19 protein-coding genes and 1 pseudogene are annotated in these 19,962 nt (G+C 60.1%); 5 read left to right on the top strand and 15 right to left on the bottom strand.

Annotated features, from left to right (window positions below; translation table 11 throughout):
• Positions 1-10 precede the first annotated feature (10 nt).
• The 5 genes from recG to exbB all read right to left on the bottom strand — a co-directional run bounded on the left by recG (position 11) and on the right by exbB (position 5,499).
• Positions 11-2,086, bottom strand: coding sequence for an ATP-dependent DNA helicase RecG (gene recG, locus BK659_RS16915; protein WP_123426162.1), 2,076 nt, complete (start codon positions 2,084-2,086; stop codon positions 11-13).
• Between the two features lie 9 nt (positions 2,087-2,095).
• Positions 2,096-3,019: a hydrogen peroxide-inducible genes activator gene (locus tag BK659_RS16920; RefSeq protein ID WP_123426163.1), complete on the bottom strand. Its 924-nt coding sequence runs from the start codon at positions 3,017-3,019 to the stop codon at positions 2,096-2,098.
• A gap of 315 nt (positions 3,020-3,334) precedes the next feature.
• Complete coding sequence (locus BK659_RS16925) at positions 3,335-4,084, bottom strand: energy transducer TonB family protein (protein ID WP_123426164.1); 750 nt, start codon at positions 4,082-4,084, stop codon at positions 3,335-3,337.
• Positions 4,081-4,509: a TonB system transport protein ExbD gene (gene exbD, locus BK659_RS16930; RefSeq protein WP_054594656.1), complete on the bottom strand. Its 429-nt coding sequence runs from the start codon at positions 4,507-4,509 to the stop codon at positions 4,081-4,083. The genes BK659_RS16925 and exbD overlap by 4 nt, the downstream gene beginning before the upstream one ends.
• A 6-nt stretch (positions 4,510-4,515) precedes the next feature.
• Positions 4,516-5,499 (bottom strand): tonB-system energizer ExbB, encoded by a 984-nt coding sequence (gene exbB, locus BK659_RS16935; protein ID WP_123426326.1) that lies wholly within the window; start codon positions 5,497-5,499, stop codon positions 4,516-4,518.
• A gap of 191 nt (positions 5,500-5,690) precedes the next feature.
• On the opposite strand from exbB, the gene BK659_RS16940 reads away from it, so the two are divergent.
• The gene (locus tag BK659_RS16940) at positions 5,691-6,548 is read left to right on the top strand and encodes an SDR family oxidoreductase (protein WP_123426165.1); all 858 of its coding nucleotides are present in this window, start codon (positions 5,691-5,693) and stop codon (positions 6,546-6,548) included.
• 140 nt (positions 6,549-6,688) lie between these two features.
• Here the strand turns inward: BK659_RS16940 and BK659_RS16945 are convergent, their stop codons facing one another.
• The 6 genes from BK659_RS16945 to BK659_RS16970 form a co-directional block, all read right to left on the bottom strand.
• Positions 6,689-7,429: a hypothetical protein gene (locus BK659_RS16945; protein ID WP_123426166.1), complete on the bottom strand. Its 741-nt coding sequence runs from the start codon at positions 7,427-7,429 to the stop codon at positions 6,689-6,691.
• Between the two features lie 55 nt (positions 7,430-7,484).
• Entirely contained in the window at positions 7,485-7,865 is a 381-nt protein-coding gene (locus tag BK659_RS16950; protein WP_003229509.1) for a RidA family protein, read from the bottom strand.
• Between the two features lie 39 nt (positions 7,866-7,904).
• Positions 7,905-10,010, bottom strand: a complete 2,106-nt coding sequence (gene spoT / locus BK659_RS16955; RefSeq protein WP_123426167.1) for a bifunctional GTP diphosphokinase/guanosine-3',5'-bis pyrophosphate 3'-pyrophosphohydrolase — start codon at positions 10,008-10,010, stop codon at positions 7,905-7,907.
• A 57-nt stretch (positions 10,011-10,067) separates the two neighbouring features.
• Positions 10,068-10,331, bottom strand: a complete 264-nt coding sequence (gene rpoZ / locus BK659_RS16960; protein ID WP_003177259.1) for a DNA-directed RNA polymerase subunit omega — start codon at positions 10,329-10,331, stop codon at positions 10,068-10,070.
• Between the two features lie 167 nt (positions 10,332-10,498).
• On the bottom strand, positions 10,499-11,119 hold the full coding sequence (gene gmk, locus BK659_RS16965; protein WP_123426168.1) for a guanylate kinase: 621 nt from the start codon (positions 11,117-11,119) through the stop codon (positions 10,499-10,501).
• A gap of 12 nt (positions 11,120-11,131) precedes the next feature.
• The gene (locus tag BK659_RS16970) at positions 11,132-11,995 is read right to left on the bottom strand and encodes a YicC/YloC family endoribonuclease (RefSeq protein ID WP_123426169.1); all 864 of its coding nucleotides are present in this window, start codon (positions 11,993-11,995) and stop codon (positions 11,132-11,134) included.
• Between the two features lie 270 nt (positions 11,996-12,265).
• Between BK659_RS16970 and rph the strand changes: the two genes are divergently transcribed.
• The 3 genes from rph (at position 12,266) to gltS (ending at position 15,058) form a co-directional block, all read left to right on the top strand.
• Complete coding sequence (gene rph / locus BK659_RS16975; RefSeq protein WP_123426170.1) at positions 12,266-12,988, top strand: ribonuclease PH; 723 nt, start codon at positions 12,266-12,268, stop codon at positions 12,986-12,988.
• A 43-nt stretch (positions 12,989-13,031) separates the two neighbouring features.
• A complete protein-coding gene (locus BK659_RS16980; RefSeq protein WP_123426171.1) occupies positions 13,032-13,400 on the top strand; it encodes a DUF4870 domain-containing protein in 369 nt (122 codons plus the stop codon).
• A 452-nt stretch (positions 13,401-13,852) separates the two neighbouring features.
• Positions 13,853-15,058, top strand: a complete 1,206-nt coding sequence (gene gltS, locus BK659_RS16985; RefSeq protein WP_123426172.1) for a sodium/glutamate symporter — start codon at positions 13,853-13,855, stop codon at positions 15,056-15,058.
• A gap of 115 nt (positions 15,059-15,173) precedes the next feature.
• Here the strand turns inward: gltS and BK659_RS16990 are convergent, their stop codons facing one another.
• Positions 15,174-15,953 carry an exodeoxyribonuclease III gene (locus BK659_RS16990; RefSeq protein WP_003176915.1) on the bottom strand — a complete coding sequence of 260 codons (780 nt, stop codon included), beginning with the start codon at positions 15,951-15,953 and terminating at the stop codon, positions 15,174-15,176.
• Between the two features lie 82 nt (positions 15,954-16,035).
• Here BK659_RS16990 and pyrE point away from each other — a divergent pair, with 82 nt between their 5' ends.
• Positions 16,036-16,680, top strand: coding sequence for an orotate phosphoribosyltransferase (gene pyrE / locus BK659_RS16995; RefSeq protein ID WP_123426173.1), 645 nt, complete (start codon positions 16,036-16,038; stop codon positions 16,678-16,680).
• Between the two features lie 185 nt (positions 16,681-16,865).
• Here pyrE and argB read toward each other — a convergent pair whose 3' ends face one another.
• The 3 genes and pseudogenes from argB to dut form a co-directional block, all read right to left on the bottom strand.
• Entirely contained in the window at positions 16,866-17,771 is a 906-nt protein-coding gene (gene argB, locus BK659_RS17005) for an acetylglutamate kinase (protein ID WP_123426174.1), read from the bottom strand.
• A gap of 39 nt (positions 17,772-17,810) precedes the next feature.
• A pseudogene (locus BK659_RS17010) lies at positions 17,811-19,214 on the bottom strand (phosphomannomutase/phosphoglucomutase); the annotation flags it as partial.
• 288 nt (positions 19,215-19,502) lie between these two features.
• Positions 19,503-19,958 carry a dUTP diphosphatase gene (dut, locus tag BK659_RS17025; RefSeq protein ID WP_123426176.1) on the bottom strand — a complete coding sequence of 152 codons (456 nt, stop codon included), beginning with the start codon at positions 19,956-19,958 and terminating at the stop codon, positions 19,503-19,505.
• Between the last annotated feature and the right edge of the window lie 4 nt (positions 19,959-19,962).

Consider the following 19,962-nt stretch of genomic DNA (forward strand, 5'->3'; position numbering starts at 1 on the left):
GAGACACTGCTCACACTTGGCCGTATTGCTGCCCATGTCGTAGCCAGCGGTCGAGCAACGGGCTGACGTGATGCGGCCAACGCTCCAGCAATGCCTGGGCCGCGTCGCGCACTGCCGGCAGCAGGTCGGCGTCGCGCATCAGGTCGGCGACCTTGAATTGCAGCAGGCCGGTTTGCCGGGTGCCGAGCATCTCGCCGGGGCCGCGCAGCTCGAGGTCTTTCTCGGCGATCACGAAGCCGTCGTTGGTCTCGCGCATGATGCCGAGGCGTTGACGACCGATCTGCGACAGCGGCGGATGGTAGAGCAGCACGCAGTGACTGGCGGCGCTGCCCCGGCCCACGCGACCGCGTAACTGGTGCAGTTGCGCCAGGCCGAGGCGTTCCGGGTTTTCGATGATCATCAGGCTGGCGTTGGGCACGTCGACGCCGACTTCGATCACCGTGGTCGCCACCAGCAACTGCAGCGCGCCAGCCTTGAATTGCGCCATGACTTCGGCTTTTTCCGCCGGTTTCATGCGGCCGTGGATCAAGCCGACCTTCAGCTCGCCAAGGGCGGCGGTGAGGTCTTCATAGGTGGTTTCGGCGGCCTGGCAGGTGAGCTCTTCCGACTCTTCGATCAGTGTGCACACCCAGTACGCCTGACGCCCTTCGGCGCAGGCGGCGCGCACTCGTTCGATGACTTCGACGCGGCGCGTGTCGGTGACCAGCACGGTGTTCACCGGGGTTCGGCCGGGCGGCAGCTCGTCGAGGATCGAGGTGTCGAGGTCGGCGTAGGCGCTCATGGCCAGGGTTCGTGGAATCGGCGTGGCGGTCATGATCAGTTGATGCGGGCACATCCGCCCGCCCACGCCTTTTTGCCGCAGCGCCAGCCGTTGCTGTACGCCGAAGCGGTGTTGTTCGTCGATGATCACCAGTGCGAGGTTCTTGAACTGCACTTCGTCCTGGAACAAGGCGTGAGTGCCGACCACCATCGGCGTGCCGCTGGCGATTTGTTCCAGTGCCGCGACACGGTTTTTGCCTTTGAGCTTGCCGGCCAGCCAGGCGACTTCCAGGCCCAGCGGTTCGAGCCAGCGCTTGAAGGTGATGAAGTGCTGTTCGGCGAGGATTTCGGTGGGCGCCATCAGCGCCACTTGATAACCGGCCTCCAGCGCCTGCAAGGCAGCGAGGGCGGCGACCACGGTTTTGCCGGCGCCGACGTCGCCCTGAATCAGCCGCAGCATGGGCTCGTGCTGGCTCATGTCGTAGGCGATTTCATTGCCGACCCGATGCTGCGCGCCGGTCGGCGGGAAGCCCAGGTTGGCCAGGTATTGGGCCGGCAGCCGGGTGGCTTTGGGCATGGCCGGCGCCCGCAGTGCGCGCATGCTTTCGCGCAGGCGTTGCTGCGACAGCTGATGGGTCAGCAGTTCTTCGAAGGCCAAACGGTGCTGCGCCCAGTGATGACCGAGGGCGAGTTCATCGACATCGGCATCGGCGGGCGGGTGATGCAAATAGCGGATCGCGTCGGCCAGCGGCGCCAGTTGGTAGTCCCGCGCCAGCTCTTGTGGCAGCCAGTCAGGCAGGCTGCTGGGGCCGAGCAGGGTCAGGGTTTGCATGCACAGTTGGCGCAGACGCTGTTGGGTCAGGCCTTCGGTGAGCGGGTAGACCGGCGTCAGGGTTTCATCCACCGGCGGCGGTTCGTCGCCGGTGATGGCGCGGTATTCCGGGTGGTAGATTTCCAGCCCCGACGCACCGGGCCGGGCTTCGCCGTAGCAGCGCACGCGGGTGCCGCGTTTCAGGCCTTCCTTTTGCGCGTTGCTGAAATGGTAGAAGCGCAGGCTGAGCCCGCCGGTGCCATCCTGCAGGCGCACGACCAGGCTGCGGCGTCGGCCCATGACCACGTCGGCGCCGCTGACGGTGCCTTCGATCACCGCATCCTGACCCGGCCGCAAGTGGCCGATCGGCACCACGCGGGTGCGATCCTGGTAGCGCAGCGGCAGGTGGAACAGCACGTCCTGAAGGTTTTCCAGGCCAACCTTGGCGAGTTTTTCGGCCATGGCTTCGCCGACACCCTTGAGTGCCGTGACCGACACTTGCGACAGCTCAGCCATTGCTAACGTTTAACCCGCAACCGCTGGCTGCTTGGCCACCGAGCACAGGCGGATCGAGTCAGCGAGGATTTCAATTGCTTTCGGCCGTGGGAAGCTGGCGCGCCAGGCGATGGCCACGGTGCGGAACGGCACCGGCGGTGCCAGAGGGCGCACTTCGAGCACACCGGGGGCGTAGTGGTGGCTGTCGACAGCCGAGAGCGGCAGGATCGAGATGCCCAGACCGGAGGCGACCATGTGCCGAATGGTTTCCAGGGAGCTGGATTCGACGGTGGTGTGCTTGGCGCCGTCGTTGCCCTTGGCGAGGGTCGGGCAGGCTTCGAGCACCTGGTCGCGGAAGCAGTGGCCTTCGCCGAGCAGCAGCAGGCTCTTGTCGTTGAGCAGGCTGGCGTCGATGGATTCTTTCTCGGTCCACGGGTGCTGGGCCGGCATCAGGACGTAGAACGGCTCGTCGTAGAGTTGCAGGGTCAGCACGTCGGCTTCGTTGAACGGCAGGGCGATGATGATCGCGTCCAGCTCGCCGTTGCGCAGTTTGTCGCGCAGCACGTGGGTGAAGTTTTCTTCGATGTACAACGGCATCTGCGGAGCGACCCGGTGCAGTTGTGGAATCAGGTGCGGGAACAGGTAAGGGCCGACGGTGTAGATCGCGCCGACTTTCAGCGGGGCGGTCAGCTGGTTTTTGCCGGCCTGGGCCAGTTCACGAATGCCTTGGGCCTGTTCGAGGACTTTCTGGGCCTGGGCGACGATGCCTTCGCCAACCGGGGTCAGGCGCACCGCGCTTTTGCTGCGCTCGAAAATCAGCACACCGAGTTCGTCTTCAAGCTTTTTCACGCCCACCGACAGGGTCGGCTGACTGACGTGGCAACGCTCGGCCGCGTGGCCGAAGTGCTGCTCTTGGGCGAGGGTAACGATGTAGCGTAATTCTGTGAGGGTCATAGCGGGCGTCCATGATGATGCGGCCAAGCATACCGGCTGCAATCGATAGACGCACGTTATCAGACTGGGGCAGGAGCGCGACACTGGGCAATGCATGTTTGGCGCTGGCAGATATGCAAAAGGCACCTTTCGGTGCCTTTTTTGAAGATCGCAGATATTTCTGCAAATGCTGGAGAACCTGTGGGAGCGAGCTTGCTCCGGGCGGCGTTCCGACGATTAGGCGATAACATTCAACATCTTCGCTGACTGTTACACCGCTATCGCGAGCAAGCTCGCTCCCACAGGGGAGTCTTCCACATTGGAATCTGTTGCGTCTTAGCGTCGGCGTTTTTCCAGGGAATAAACAAACGGCGCAACGATTTCGATCGAGCCGTTTTTCAGCATGTCGGCCGGTGGCTTGGGCAGTGGCTGGGCGCGGCGGATCATTTCCAGGGTGGCCCGGTCCAGATCGGCGTTGCCGGAACGACCGACCAGTTCGTACGACAGCACCTGACCTTGAGCATCGACCACGAAGCGCAGACGGTTCAAACCTTCCTTGCCACGCGATTGAGCGGCTGGCGGGTACTTTTTGTACTTCTGCAAGTGCGCCAACAGCGTGCCTTGCCAGCTTTCCTTGGCGGCAGTCTGCGCCAGCGACGGGCCGGGGGCAGGTTGCGCGGATTTCTCCGTCGGAGCGTTGGTCGGCGGTGTGTCGCTCGGTTTCTCCTCAGCCGGCTTTTCCTTCGGCGGCTCAGGCTTTTTTTCCACAGGCTTGGGCGGTTGAGGCTTGGGCTTGGGTTTGACCGGCTTGGGCACCGAGATCGTCGGTTTTGGCGCTTCCGCGAGTTTTGGTAATGGCAGCTCTTCCACCGGAGCCGTTGGCTGCGGCGGCGTGACGACCTTGGGCGGTGCCGGTGGCGGGGGGGCCGGAAGCGGCGCCAACTCGACCATCATCGCCATCGGCGGCAGCTCGACAGGCGGCGAGGACTTCCAGTTGAGCGCGAGCAGAATCGCGACCGCATGGACGCCCAGCACCACGGCCAGGCTACCGCCGTAACGCGTCAGCTTTTGGCGCGTCGTGATCATTTCTTGGCTGCCGTCTCAAGTCCGACCAGGCCGACTTTCAGGTAGCCGGCGGCCCGCAGGGCATCCATCACGTGCATCAGGTCGCCGTAGTCCACGCCTTTGTCGGCCTGGAAGAAGATGGTCGTGTCCTTCTTGCCGTGGGTTCGCGCATCGAGGGTTGCGCCAAGGGTTTCGGCGTTGACTTCGTCTTCGCCCAGGTACAGGCGTTGGTCGGCCTTGACGCTGAGGAACACCGGTTTCTCTGGCCGCGGCGCCGGTTTGGCGGTCGAGGCGGGGAGGTCAACCTTGATGTCCACGGTGGCCAGCGGGGCGGCCACCATGAAGATGATCAGCAGCACCAGCATCACGTCGATGAACGGCGTGACGTTGATTTCGTGGTTCTCGGCGAGATCGTCGTCCGCGCCTTCCTTTAAATGCAAGCCCATGGCGGATTACCCTACTTTGACCATGTGCGGTTGCGAGGCGGTGCGCTCGGCCGGCTGGTGATCGAGGTCGCGGCTGACCAGCAGCAGGACTTCTGCCGAAGCATCGGAAACCTGGGCTTTGTAACCGGCGATGGAGCGTGCGAAGACGTTGTAGATCACGACCGCAGGAATCGCGGCCACCAGGCCCAGTGCGGTGGCCAGCAGGGCTTCGGCGATGCCGGGAGCAACGACGGCGAGGTTGGTGGTCTGGGTTTTGGCGATGCCGATGAAGCTGTTCATGATGCCCCAGACGGTGCCGAACAGGCCGACGAACGGTGCAGTGGAGCCGATGGTGGCCAGCACGCCGGTGCCGCTGCTCATGTTGCGACCACAGGCTGCCACCAGACGCTCAAGACGGAAGCTGACGCGTTCCTTGATGCCTTCCTTTTCGCGGCTGTTGGCCGACAGGCGCATTTCTTCCAGGGCATCGTGGACCAGCAGGTTGGCGAGGGTGCCTTCCTTGGCCGCGCTGGCGCTGGCTTCTTTAAGGGTGGTGGCTTTTTTCAGGTGGGCGATTTCGCCGCGCAGACGACGTTTGGCACCCAGCAACTCAAGGCCCTTGGCGATCCAGATAGTCCAGGTGATGATCGAGGCAATAGCCAGGCCGATCATCACGATTTTCACGATGATGTCGGCGTTCTGGTACATGCCCCACGGCGACAGGTCATGGGCCATGCCCAAAGTGTTGTCGGCTTCGAGGACTTCAGGTGCGTCAGCGGCAGCGTCTTCGGCGGCGACGGGCGTCACGGCCGGGGCAGCGTGGTCGGCGTTTGCATGAGCGGCTGGCGCGGAGGCTGCTGTTACAGCCGGTGCGGTGGCGGTAGTCGGCTCATCGGCGAATGCGGTGGTCGGGGCCAGCAGCAGGCTGAACAACAGCGCGGCGACCGCGCTCAGGGCGCGAGTTGGACGAGCAAGCGTGGTTGGCGAAGCGGAGAGAGGATTACGTGTCATGCTGGCCGGACCTGAGAGAAAAAAAGAGGGTTTGATGTCCTTCCAGGCCTCGTAGGCCGAGAACAAAAGTGGCTGGCATTATTGCAAGTAATTCTTGTTAACAAAAGTAATAGAGTCTCTTTTTTTCTTTGATTGCTAGCCGCACATCCAATTCCGGGGCTAGCCTGTACCTTTCTGATGGGAGAATTTTGATGTCCGCGCCTTCTGTTTTGATCGCCGGTTGTGGTGATGTCGGCGGCCGTCTGGCCGTCCAATTGCTGGCTTCGGGGTGGGAGGTTCATGGCTTGCGGCGTGACATCTCGCGCCTGCCCGAGGGCGTTATTGGCGTTGCCGGCGACTTGTTCAATGAAGACTGCCCGGCAACCTGGCCCGTCGGTGCGGTGGATTACCTGGTGTATTGCGCGACCGCCACCGATCACGATGAAGCCGGCTACCGCGCCGCTTATGTCCAGGGCTTGCAGCATGTGCTGGGTTGGCTGAACGACTACGGTCAGGCGCCCAAGCACCTGCTGTTCGTTTCCAGCAGTAGCGTTTATGGGCAGCAGGATGGTGAATGGGTCGATGAAACTTCGCCGACTCAAGCAGACGGCTATTCCGGGCGAGTGATGCTGGAAGCTGAGCAGGTCGCTTTAAACAGCGGCATTCCTGCCAGTCTGGTGCGCTTGACCGGGATTTACGGTCCGGGTCGTGAGCGGTTACTGACGCAGGTGCGCGGGGGGTATCGCGTGGCCATCGACCCGCCTCTGTATGCCAATCGTATTCATGCCGACGACGCCGCAGGCTTGCTGGCCTTCTTGCTCAAGGCGGATCACCAGGGTGCCGTACTGGATGACTGCTATATCGGCGTCGACGACGCGCCCGCGCCGTTGGCAGAGGTGGTGGGCTGGTTGCGCGAGTACCTTGGGGTGACCGAATGGGCCGACAACGCCAGCGTGCGCCGCACCGGCAGCAAGCGTTGCAGCAATGCCCGCGCCAGGGCGCTGGGCTGGACACCGCGCTATCCGAGCTTTCGCGAAGGGTATGCAGCGATTCTTGAAGGCCGCAGCTGAATTTCAAGCGCCACAAAACAACTGTGGGAGCGAGCTTGCTCGCGATTAGGCCATAACATTCAACATTAATGTTGACTGTTACACCGCCATCGCGAGCAAGCTCGCTCCCACATTGGTTCTTTGGTGACTCTAAGGCTGGATCACTGTTTTTCCAGTGTCCATTGGCGATTGCCAGGGGCGAACGAAGGCACTTCGTCCGCCTGGGATCCGTTGACCGCCTGGAAGATCTCCATCTGTTTACCGTTGCGGGTAAAGATCCACGGGTTGCCCTGGCCGCTCTGTTGCAGCCAGACGGTGTCGTGGCCGCCGCTCATCGAGGCGCAGTCGCCCGCCAGGCACAGCGCGTAACGGTCGGCGCCGGGCAGTCCCTGAACGGCACCATCGGCCTGGAATTGAACGGTGCTGCCTTCGCCTGGACCGTTGACGATCTTCCAGCTGCCGCCCAGATAGGCTGAATACAGCGCGCGCTCGAAGCTGGCGCCCAGTGGCGCGCCTTCAGGAGCGGCATCTATGGCGCGGTCAAACAGTTGCCCTGGCTCGTTGTCGTTGGCCACTTGCTGCAGTTGTTTGCCGTCGCGCTTCAATACGGTGGCAGGGCTGCCATAAATTTCGACGTTCCAGGCGCCGGACTGCTCGCCCAGTACCTTGCCTTCGATTTTCTCGAAGCCATTGCTGTAGCGCGCCTGGCCAGCCTTGGTGTTGACGTCCCACTCCAGGTTCGGGCCATAGGCTTGCAGTGCTTCACGCAACGGGCCGCCCTTGGACGCCGCATCGATTGCTGACTGGTTGATCCAGGTGCCACTGATGTCACGGTCGGCAGGGTTGCTGGCACAGCCACCGAGAAACACCGCGAGCAACGAGAGAGCTAGCGCTTTGCGCATGAGGAGATCCTTACAGAACGAAGTCGGCGCAGCCTTGGAGGCCGCGCCGTGCGTATTACTCGATGACCAGAATGGCATCCATTTCAACCTGCGAACCCTTTGGCAGGGCCGCCACGCCGATGGCGGCGCGCGCCGGGTAAGGCTGGTCGAAGTACTTGCCCATGATCTCGTTGACCTTGGCGAAGTGGCTCAGGTCGGTGAGGAAGATGTTCAGTTTGACGATGTCCTTGAACGAACCGCCAGCGGCTTCAGCCACGGCTTTGAGGTTCTCGAACACCTGGACGGTCTGGGCTTCGAAGCCTTCGACCAGTTCCATGGTTTTTGGGTCAAGCGGGATCTGACCGGACATGTAGACGGTGTTGCCAGCCTTGATCGCCTGGGAGTAAGTACCGATGGCGGCCGGGGCCTTGTCGCTGGTGATTACAGTCTTTGTCATGAATGACTCCTTGTAATGTGGCGGGGCTATATGGACGAGCTATGCGCGCATGCGGGTGATGCGAATCACCCCGGTCAAGGCGCGCAGTTTCTTGATCACGCGGGCCAGGTGTACACGGTCGTGCACGCTGACCACCAGTTGGACCACGCTGATACGACCGTCGCGTTCGTCCATGCTGATTTTTTCGATGTTGCCGTCGGCGGCGTTGACGCTGCTGGCCAGCAAGGCAATCAGGCCGCGCTGGTGTTCCAGCTCGACGCGCAGTTCGACATTGAATTCGCCGGTGACATCCTTGGCCCACGAGAGCTGGATGCATTTTTCCGGGTTGTGCCGGATTTCGCTGATGTTGCGGCAGTTGTCCAGGTGCACGACCATGCCTTTGCCGGCGGACAGGTGGCCGACAATCGGGTCGCCCGGGATCGGCGTGCAACACTTGGCGTAACTGAGCACCAGGCCTTCGGTCCCGCGAATCGCCAGCGGACCTTCCGGGCTTGGCAGCTGTTCGCCTTCACCGAGTAGACGACGAGCGACGACATAAGCCATGCGATTGCCCAGGCCGATGTCTTCGAGCAGGTCTTCGATCAGTTCGAGGCGGTATTCGTTGAGCATCACCTTGATGCGCTCGGCCGGGACTTTTTCCAGCGAGCTGTCAAAACCGTTCAGCACCTTGTTCAGCAGGCGTTCGCCCAGGCTGATGGACTCGGAGCGGCGTTGCAATTTCAGCGCGTGACGAATGTGCGTGCGGGCCTTGCCGGTGACTACGAAGTTGAGCCAGGCCGGGTTCGGCCGTGCGCCCGGAGCGCTGACGATCTCGACCGTCGAGCCGCTTTGCAGCGGTTCGGACAGCGGCGCCAGGCGACGGTTGATCCGGCAGGCGATGCAGCTGTTGCCGACGTCGGTGTGTACCGCGTAAGCGAAGTCGACCGCCGTGGAGCCTTTTGGCAGCTCCATGATCCGGCCTTTGGGCGTGAACACGTAGACCTCGTCCGGGAACAGGTCGATCTTCACGCTTTCAATGAATTCCAGCGAGTTGCCGGCACGTTGCTGCATTTCCAGCACGCCTTTGACCCACTGGCGGGCGCGGGCGTGAGTGCCTTTTGGCTGCTCGTCGCCGCTGGATTTGTACAGCCAATGGGCGGCGATGCCGTTGTTGGCCATCTCTTCCATTTCACGGGTGCGGATCTGGATTTCGATCGGTACGCCGTGCATGCCGAAGAGCGTGGTGTGCAGCGACTGATAGCCGTTGGCCTTGGGAATTGCGATGTAATCCTTGAAGCGCCCCGGCAACGGTTTGTACAAATTATGCACAGCCCCCAACACGCGGTAGCAGGTATCGACCTTGTCGACGATGATCCGGAACGCGTAGACGTCCATGATCTCGTTGAAAGCCCGACGCTTGCCGCGCATTTTCGTGTAGATGCCGTAGAGGTGTTTCTGGCGACCGCTGACCTCGCCCTGAATGCCATCGATGGCCAGGCAGTGGCTGAGGGATTCTTCGATCTTGTTGACGATTTCCTTGCGGTTGCCCCGGGCGCGTTTGACCGCCTGGTAGATCCGCGCGGAACGCATCGGGTGCATGGCCTTGAAGCCCAGGTCTTCGAATTCTACGCGGATGGCGTGCATGCCCAGCCGGTTGGCGATGGGCGCATAGATTTCCAGGGTTTCCTTGGCGATCCGTCGGCGTTTTTCACCGGACAGGACTTCCAGCGTGCGCATGTTGTGCAGGCGGTCGGCCAGTTTGACCAGGATCACGCGAATATCGCGCGCCATGGCCATGGCCATTTTCTGGAAGTTTTCGGCTTGGGCTTCGGCTTTGGTCTCGAAGTTCATCTGGGTCAGTTTGCTGACCCCGTCGACCAGTTCGGCCACGGTTTCGCCAAACTGCGCAGAGAGCGCTTCCTTGGCAATGCCGGTGTCTTCGATCACGTCATGCAGCATCGCGGCCATCAGGCTCTGATGGTCCATGTGCATGTCGGCAAGAATGTTCGCGACCGCTAACGGGTGCGTGACGTACGCCTCGCCGCTGCGACGGCGTTGGCCGTCGTGTGCTTGTTCGGCGTAGAAGTACGCTCGGCGGACCAGGTTGACCTGGTCAGTGCCGAGGTAGGTCGATAAGCGATCGGCGAGGGCGTCTATGCTCGGCATGATGACTCCTGCCGATGGCTGTGACCCCGCGCCGTGCTACGTCGACCAGGCATGGACTTAGACGGCCTCGTTGGACTCGTCCTCGAACGCTGCGAACAGCGGTTCGTCTTCGACGATTTCAGCATTGGCGATGAACTCGTAGCTCATCAGGCCTTCAGCGATTTCACGCAGGGCTACAACGGTAGGCTTGTCGTTTTCCCACTGTACCAGCGGCTCTTTGCCACCGGTGGCCAGTTGACGGGCACGCTTGGTAGAGAGCATGACCAGCTCAAAGCGGTTTTCCACGTGTTCTAGGCAGTCTTCAACGGTTACGCGGGCCATGGTATTCCTCGGAGCGAATGCAAAATGCGCGCTGCCCGGTTGGGCGAGCGGACTCAACAGTTTAAAAAATCACCAGCGATTAGGGAAGCGCTGATTTTTTAACCAAGCCCTTCAACGCGCTGCAAGTACCAATGTAAAGCCCTTGCAGCGGTTTTGGGAAGAGCTGTTTAGCCGAGCAATTCGGCCAAAAGTTTTCCGTGAAGCTGCTGCTGACGCTTCTGGTGCAGCTGATTGGCACGGAAAATCGCCTTCAAATCGTGCAGCGCATGGGCGAAATCGTCGTTGATGATCAGGTAGTCGTAGTCGACGTAATGGCTCATCTCGCTGACGGCTTCACGCATACGACCTTCAATGATCTCGTCGCTGTCCTGGCCGCGATTGGTCAGGCGCTGGTGCAAGGCCTGCAGGGACGGCGGCAGAATGAAGATCGAGCGGGCCTTGGGCATCAGTTGACGCACTTGCTCGGCACCCTGCCAGTCGATTTCCAGAATCAGGTCGTGGCCTTCGTCCAGGGTTTGCTGCAGGTGGCTTTGCGAGGTGCCGTAGAGATTGCCGAACACTTCGGCGCGCTCGAGGAAATCCCCGTGCTCGATCATCTTCACGAACTCGCTGCGTTCGACGAAGTGATAGTTCACACCGTTCACTTCACCGGGGCGCATGGCACGGGTGGTGTGGGAGACCGAGACGCGGATCTTTTGATCAGCGTCGGTCAGAGCCTTGACCAGGCTGCTCTTGCCCGCGCCCGAAGGGGCGGAAATGATGTACAGGGTGCCGGTGCTGTGGGTCATGTCGGGGTAGCCTTACTCAATGTTCTGCACTTGTTCGCGCATCTGCTCGATCAACACTTTGAGGTTGACCGCAGCCTGGGTGCTGCGCGGGTCGAAGGCTTTGGAGCCCAGTGTATTGGCTTCGCGGTTGAGCTCCTGCATCAGGAAGTCGAGGCGCCGACCGGCAGCGCCGCCGGACTTGAGCACGCGGCGAACTTCAATGATGTGGGTGCTCAGGCGGTCCAGTTCTTCGGCGACGTCGCTCTTTTGCGCGAGGATGACCATTTCCTGTTCCAGGCGCTGCGGGTCGAGCTCGGCCTTCATGTCGGCGAAGCGATCGAGCACCTTCTGGCGCTGGGTGGCGAGCATCTGCGGAACCAGTTCGCGCAGGGTCACCACGTCTTCTTCAATCGACGTCAGGCGTTCGTTGATCAACCGGGCCAGCTCCGCACCTTCGCGCTCGCGGCCAGCCTTGAGCTCTTTGAGGCCTTCATTGAACAGTGCCAGCGCTTCGGCGTTGAGCGCTTGCGGGTCGCTCGCGTCGGCGACCAGCACGCCAGGCCAGGCCAGCACTTCCAGCGGGTTGAGGGCTGCCGGGTTCTTGATCAGGCTGGCGACGGTTTCAGCGGCAGCGACCAGTTGCGCGGCGCGTTCACGATCGACTTGCAGCGGTTTGCCGGTGGTTTCTTCGGTGAAGCGCAGGGTGCATTCGAGCTTGCCACGCGAAAGGCCCTGACGCAGCGCTTCGCGCACATTGCCTTCGAGGTCGCGAAAGGACTCTGGCAGGCGCAGGTGCGGTTCCAGGTAGCGGCTGTTGACCGAACGCAGCTCCCAGCTCAGGGTGCCCTGGCTGCCGGCTTTTTCGACGCGGGCGAAGGCGGTCATGCTGTGCACCATGGAGGTACCTCGCGATTCAAGCCGGCGCCGAACCCTGCGGGCTCAACGGACCTGATTAGATGAATTAAAGCCCACAGGCTGCAAAGGCGCAGGATTGTAGCGCAGTGCGGCGGATGCTCCCAAATGGCGCGTGTGACAAAGCGCAGCAGGCCGTCGCAGAGCGCGGTTCAGAGCCCTCGCTCGTCGCCCGGGTTTTTTAGAAGTGCCCAGGCGCGTCCGGTCGCCCTATAATGCTCGGCAGATTTCCGTCCTCCGTACAGGTGTTCCTCTATGAAACGTCCAAGTGGTCGCGCTGCCGATCAGCTCCGCTCGATCCGCATCACCCGCAACTACACCAAACACGCCGAGGGATCTGTACTGGTCGAGTTCGGTGATACCAAGGTGATTTGCACTGTCAGCGTCGAAAACGGTGTGCCGCGCTTCCTCAAAGGTCAGGGCCAAGGCTGGCTGACCGCTGAATATGGCATGTTGCCGCGCGCCACTGGCGAGCGTAACCAGCGTGAAGCGAGCCGTGGCAAGCAAGGCGGCCGTACGCTGGAGATCCAGCGTCTGATCGGTCGTTCCCTGCGCGCTGCGCTGGACATGTCCAAGCTGGGCGACATCACCCTGTACGTCGACTGCGACGTGATTCAAGCCGACGGCGGTACGCGTACTGCCTCGATCACCGGTGCCATGGTTGCGCTGGTCGATGCCTTGAAAGTGATCAAGAAGCGCGGCGGCCTGAAAGGCGGTGACCCGCTCAAGCAAATGATTGCCGCCGTTTCGGTGGGCATGTACCAGGGCGAGCCAGTGCTGGATCTGGACTACCTGGAAGACTCGGCTGCCGAGACCGACCTGAACGTAGTGATGACCAGCACCGGTGGTTTCATCGAGGTTCAGGGCACCGCTGAAGGCGCGCCGTTCCAGCCTGAAGAGCTGAACGCGATGCTGGAGCTGGCGAAAAAAGGCATGAACGAAATTTTCGACCTGCAAAAAGCGGCGTTGGCTGACTGATTGTTCTGAAGTCCAGGTTCCGATGTTCAGCAAGGAGAGCGTCATGAGTGATGAGCAACTACCGCAGCCAGTGCCTAGCCGTGAGGTTCGTCAGTGGGCCATGTTCTGCCATCTCTCGGCCTTGCTGGGGATCTGGGTGCCGTTCGGTTCGTTGATCGGGCCGCTGATCCTCTGGCAACTGAAGCGCGAGATGGATCCGTTCATCGATGACCAGGGCAAGGAGGCGCTGAACTTTCAGATCAGCGTGGCCATTGCTACGGCGATCTGCCTGTTGCTGATGGTGGTGGTGATCGGCTTCTTCCTGTTTGGCCTGGTGGCCATCGGCGCGTTGGTGCTGACGATCATCGCCGGGGTAAAAGCCAATGAAGGGCAGCTGTATCGCTACCCGTTCACCTGGCGGTTGATCAAATAACGGTCAACGCTGCTCCCACATTGGAAAATCAGCGTGCACAAAAACCGACAGCAATCAGGCTATGTGAATACGCAGTTCGCCGCAATTTAAAGTAAATGCCCCAACTTGTCGGGGCATTTGTTTTTTTGAAATCACATAAATGTTTTCAGTCGTGTACAACGGTCGCCATCTACGGAATTCAGGCGCTACAGGTATATGTTATGCACGTATACGTATCGTTCTTACACTTTTAGTCACAACTGCAAGCCTTCAACACTGCCTATGTGCTTGGCAATGAGACTTCGCGGTTGATAAGGTTACCCCAAGTAATATTCATCAAGAAATATTTCGATATATTCAGACCATTGACGGTCCTTGAATCTAAAAAAACAAGTGTTGAGACGATCAACCTGTTCAAGAGGCGTGTCCAGGTAAAAAGTTCGCCCCTGAATATATATCCAAGAATAATCTCAATGGTTCAGCTCGATTTTTATGGAACACTTGTAGCCGCCTCTTTAGTGCTTTTGCTGGGGCGCGGACTTGTCACACGTGTCGGTTTTTTACGTGCCTACAATATCCCTGAGCCTGTAGCAGGTGGCCTGGTGGTTGCCCTGGTTCTCTTGGCCTTGCGGGGCCTGGATATTGAAGTCAGATTCGATACCTCACTGCAGACTCCCTTGATGTTGGCGTTTTTTGCCACCATTGGCTTGAGTGCAGATTTCGCCAGCCTGAAGAAAGGCGGACGCGTAGTGGGGATTTTTCTGCTGGCGGTCACCGGGCTTTTGGTGGTCCAAAATGCCATGGGCATCGGGCTCGCAAAAGCGTTGGGGCTCGATCCTTTGATGGGCCTGCTGACAGGCTCAATTACCTTGGCGGGCGGTCACGGTACAGGCGCCGCTTGGGGAACGATGTTCAGTGAGAAATTCGGTCTGGCTTCCGCTTCTGAGCTTGCGATGGCCTCTGCGACATTTGGCTTGGTGTTGGGCGGCTTGATTGGTGGTCCGGTCGCTCGCCTGCTCATCAAGCGTGTCCAGGTACCCGGCTTCGAGCAAGAAATGCCGCGGCTGCCAAAGGGTTTTGAGCAGCCGAACAAAGAACGCTCGATCACGCCATTTTCGTTTATCGAGACACTCGCTCTGATCGCGGTTAGCTTACTGGCAGGCTCTCTCCTGAATGGCCTGCTCCGCGAAACCGCATTTGAGTTGCCAACGTTCGTTTGCGTCTTGTTCGTGGGTGTGGTTTTACGGAACGGGCTTTCAGCGCTTGGTTTGTATCAGGTGTTCGAGCGTGAAGTCTCGGTGCTGGGGAATGTCAGCTTGTCGCTGTTTCTGGCGATCGCTCTGATGTCGCTCAAACTGTGGGATCTGGCTTCACTGGCTTTGCCGTTCTTCATCATCCTGGCTGCGCAAACGTTGGTCATGGCGCTGTTTGCGATTTTCGTGACGTTTAGACTAATGGGTAGTAACTACGATGCGGCAGTACTGGCGGCAGGGCACTGCGGTTTTGGACTGGGTGCCACGCCAACGGCTATCGCTAACATGCAAGCGGTGACACAGCGCTACGGACCTTCGCAGATAGCGTTCCTGGTGGTGCCGATGGTGGGGGCTTTTTTCATCGACATCATCAATGTCATCGTGATCAAGTTGTACCTTGCGCTGCCGTTTTTCGCCGCGGCTTGAAGTTCAGGCGCGCTTTGGGAGCGGTTTTCGCCCTGGACATAGCGCATAAGGAAAATGCCCGTATCTTGCGATATGGGCATTTTTTTTACCGACCAGTTTTTTGTCAGCGAAAAACTTAAATGGTCAGCGTCCAGTCGTAGTCCACGATCAGCGGCGCGTGTTGCGAGAACCGTGGTTGACGTGGCAAACGTGCGCTGCGAACGAAACGACGCAGGCCTGGAGTCAGCAACTGGTAGTCGAAACGCCAGCCCAGGTTGAGCATCTCAGCCTGTTCGTTGTCTGGCCACCAGCTGTACTGATCGCCTTCGCGGCTGACTTCACGCAGGGCATCGACATAACCCATGTTGCCGACAATCTCGTCCATCCAGGCACGCTCTGGCGCCAGGAAGCCCGGGGATTGCTGGCTGTCGCGCCAGTTTTTGATATCCAGCTTCTGTTGCGCCACGTACAGCGAGCCACAATAAATGTACTCGCGACGTTTGCGCCGCTGTTTATCCAGATAACGGGCGAAATCGTCCATTAGCTTGAACTTCTGGTTCAAGTCTTCATCGCCGTTCTGCCCCGAAGGGAGCAGCAAGGTCGCGATGCTGACCTTGTCGAAATCGGCTTGCAGGTAGCGCCCGTAGCGGTCGGCTGTCTCGAAGCCGAGACCACTGATGACAGCCTTCGGTTGCAACCGCGAATACAAAGCCACACCACCTTGGGCGGGGACTTCGGCATCGCAGGCATAAAGGAAGTAGCCATCCAGTTGGAAGGCTGGATCGTCCAGTTCAAAGGCGGAGGCGCGGGTGTCCTGCAGGCAGATGACGTCGGCATTCTGTGCTTGCAGCCAACTGAGCAAACCACGCTCGACTGCAGCCTGAATACCATTGACGTTCACACTGATGATCCGCATAAATGGCCCCAAAAATCGCGTGCGTGTATGATACACGGCGTCTACCTAATTAGCTAAATCCGTGGTATTTGGGGTTTTTTTCATGCAAGCGTATCAGCGCGACTTCATTCGTTTTGCCATCGATCGCGGCGTTTTGCGCTTCGGTGAGTTCACCCTGAAGTCCGGGCGTACCAGTCCTTACTTCTTCAATGCCGGCCTTTTCAACTCAGGTTCTGCACTGGCGCAGCTGGGTCGTTTCTACGCGGCAGCCATCGTCGAGAGCGGCATTGCGTTCGACGTGCTCTTCGGCCCTGCGTACAAAGGCATTCCTTTGGCGGCGACCACTGCGGTGGCGCTGGCTGAGCACCATAACCGCGATCTGCCATGGTGCTTCAACCGCAAGGAAGCCAAGGCTCACGGCGAAGGCGGCAGCCTGGTCGGTGCGCCGCTGACTGGCGAAGTGCTGATCATCGACGACGTGATCACCGCCGGTACCGCGATCCGTGAAGTGATGCAGATCATCGCTTCCCAGGACGGCGCCAAGGCAGCCGGCGTGCTGATCGCCCTGAATCGCCAGGAACGCGGCAACGGTGAGCTGTCGGCGATCCAGGAAGTGGAGCGTGACTTCGGTATCCCGGTGGTCAGCATCGTTTCGCTGAATCAGGTGCTGGAATTCCTCGCCGACGATCCGCAGCTCAAGCAACACCTGCCGGCGGTAGAAGCCTACCGCGCCCAGTTCGGCGTTTGATGGTTTTGTAAAAACTGTGGGAGCGAGCTTGCTCGCGATGAGGCCATGACATCCAACATCTGTGTTGACTGTCAGGCCGCCATCGCGAGCAAGCTCGCTCCCACAAGGGTGGCTCCGCTTCGGAGCGTCGTATAAAAAAAGACCCCGCTCAGTCAAGCTGAGCGGGGTCTTTTTATGTGTGTTGCTTACGGACGCTTGCGATTACTGATCAAGGTACCCACACCAGTGTCGGTGAAGATTTCCAGCAGAATCGCGTTCGGCACCCGGCCATCGATGATCAGCGAGCTTCCCACGCCGCCTTGCACCGCTTCCAGCGCGCAACGGATCTTCGGCAGCATGCCGCCGTAGATGGTGCCGTCGGCGATCAGTTCGTCGACCTGCTGGGTGCTCAGACCAGTGAGAACCTTGCCTGTTTTGTCCATCAGGCCGGCAATATTGGTCAGCAGCATCAGCTTTTCGGCTTTCAGGGCTTCAGCGACTTTGCCGGCCACCAGATCGGCGTTGATGTTGTAGGACTCGCCGTTGGCACCGACACCGATGGGCGCGATCACCGGGATGAAGTCGCCTTTGACCAGCAGGTTCAGCAGGTCGGTGTTGATGCCAACCACTTCGCCCACCTGGCCGATGTCGATGATTTCCGGTTGGGTCATCTCTGGCGTCTGGCGGGTCACGGTGAGTTTTTTCGCACGAATCAGCTCGGCGTCTTTGCCGGTCAGGCCGATGGCGCTGCCGCCATGGCGGTTGATCAGGTTGACGATGTCCTTGTTCACCTGGCCGCCGAGAACCATCTCCACCACGTCCATGGTCTGGGCGTCAGTGACGCGCATGCCGTCGATGAAGTGGCTCTCGATCGACAGGCGCTTGAGCAGGTCGCCGATTTGCGGGCCGCCGCCGTGAACCACCACCGGGTTGATGCCGACGGCCTTCATCAGCACGATGTCGCGGGCGAAGCCGGTTTTCAGCTCCTCGCTTTCCATCGCGTTGCCGCCGTATTTGATCACCAGCGTCTTGCCGACATAGCGGCGAATGTAAGGCAGCGCTTCGGACAGGACCTTGGCGGTGTTGGCGGCGGCTTCGCGTTCGAGGGTCATTCGGGGCTCCGGCACTTCAATAAAAGGCGTTTCAAAAAATCAAAATGGTAGTTGGAGATCAGGTGCAACACGTTTCAGCTGGGCGTGGAATACGTCCTTGATGCGCTGCAGTTCGGCGTCGTTATCGGCCTCGAAACGCAGGACCAGCACCGGTGTGGTGTTGGACGCGCGAACCAGGCCCCAGCCTTTGGCGTAGTCGACTCGCACACCGTCGATGGTGGTCAATTCGGCACCGATGCCCCAGCGGGCATCGTGCAGTGCATCAATGATGCTGAATTTGCTCTCTTCGGTCACATGGATATTGATCTCTGGCGTAGAAATATCGTTCGGGAAGGTCTCGAACAGCTCCTGCGCGGAGGATTTTTCCTTGCTGAGGATCTCCAGCAGCCGTGCGGCGCTGTAAATGCCGTCGTCGAAACCGAACCAGCGCTCCTTGAAGAAGATGTGCCCGCTCATTTCGCCTGCGAGCAGGGCGCCGGTTTGCTTCATCTTCTTTTTGATCAACGAATGACCGGTTTTCCACATCAGTGGGCGACCACCGTATTCCTTGATCAGCGGCGTCAGGCGGCGGGTGCATTTGACGTCGAAGATGATCTCCGCGTCCGGGTTGCGCGCTACCACGTCTTTGGCGAACAGCATCAGCAGGCGGTCCGGGAAGACGATATCGCCGGTATTGGTCACCACACCCACGCGGTCACCGTCACCGTCGAAGGCCAGGCCCAGGTCGGCGTTGGTTTCCTTGACCTTGGCGATCAGGTCCACCAGGTTCTCGGGTTTGCCCGGATCCGGGTGGTGGTTCGGGAAGTTGCCATCGACTTCGCAGAACAGCGGGATGACTTCGCAGTTCAGGGCTTCGATCAGCTGAGGTGCGATAACACCCGCGGCGCCGTTACCGCAATCGACTACGACTTTCAGGCGCCGGGCGAGTTTGATGTCCTGGACGATTTCGGTAGTGTAGCGGTCGAGGATTTCGACCTTGGTGATGCTGCCCTTGCCGCTGCTCAGGTTGTTGGTTTTCAGGCGGTCATGCAGGGCCTGGATCTGTTCGTTGGCCAGAGTGTCGCCAGCGATGACGATTTTGAAGCCGTTGTAGTTCGACGGGTTGTGGCTGCCGGTGAGCATCACACCGGACTTGCCGGCCAGCACGTTGGCCGCATAGTAGAGCGCCGGGGTTGGCACCAGTCCGACATCGCTGACGTGGCAGCCGCTGTCGTGCAGGCCCTGAATCAGTTGCTCGACCAGCTCCGGGCCGGATAAACGACCGTCACGGCCAACGGAGATGTTCGGTTCGTCCTGGGCCAGGGTCTGGGAGCCGATGGCGCGACCGATCCAGTAAGCGGTTTCAGCCGTCAGGGTTTCCGGGACGACGCCACGAATGTCGTAGGCGCGAAAGATGCTGTCGGGGAACGTGGGTGCGACTCGGGCTGCGTTGCTCATCACTGGGGCTGCTCCAACTCAAAGGTTGCTGGACGGGCCGGCGAACGGGTCGTCGGCGGGCTCAAACTGAAGGGTATGACGGCGTTTTTGGCAGAGAGTTCGTGGTGCGTAAAGGCCATGCCACCGAAGTCAGCAAGTAACTAGCCAGCCAATGCCTTGATTCCCGAAGCTAAAACTGTCGCTGAAATTGGCTCAATTTCCCTGTAGGAGCTGCCGAAGGCTGCGATCTTTTGATCTTGAAAACGAGAATCAAAAGATCGCAGCCTTCGGCAGCTCCTACAGGCCTTCAGCGGATCAATGGCTGCCCGAATGACCGAAACCACCGGTGCCGCGTTGGGTTTCGTCGAACTCTGCGACGAGTTCGAAGTGCGCCTGGACCACCGGCACCAGCACCAATTGGGCAAGACGTTCGCCGACCACGATGTTGAAGTCGGTCTGGCCGCGGTTCCAGCAGGAGACCATCAGCGGCCCCTGATAATCGGAGTCGATCAGGCCGACCAGGTTGCCTAGCACGATACCGTGCTTATGGCCCAGGCCCGAACGCGGCAGGATCAGCGCGGCGAGGCCCGGATCGCCGATGTACACCGACAGACCGGTGGGGATCAGCAGGGTTTCACCCGGCTTGATGACGGTGTCCTGTTCCAGCATCGCCCGCAGGTCGAGGCCGGCGGAGCCTGGCGTGGCGTACTGCGGCAGCGGGAATTCGCGGCCAATGCGTGGGTCGAGGATCTTGGCTTGTAAAGCGTGCATGCGA

The organism is Pseudomonas brassicacearum, from assembly GCF_003732225.1.
Taxonomy (GTDB): domain Bacteria; phylum Pseudomonadota; class Gammaproteobacteria; order Pseudomonadales; family Pseudomonadaceae; genus Aquipseudomonas; species Aquipseudomonas brassicacearum_E.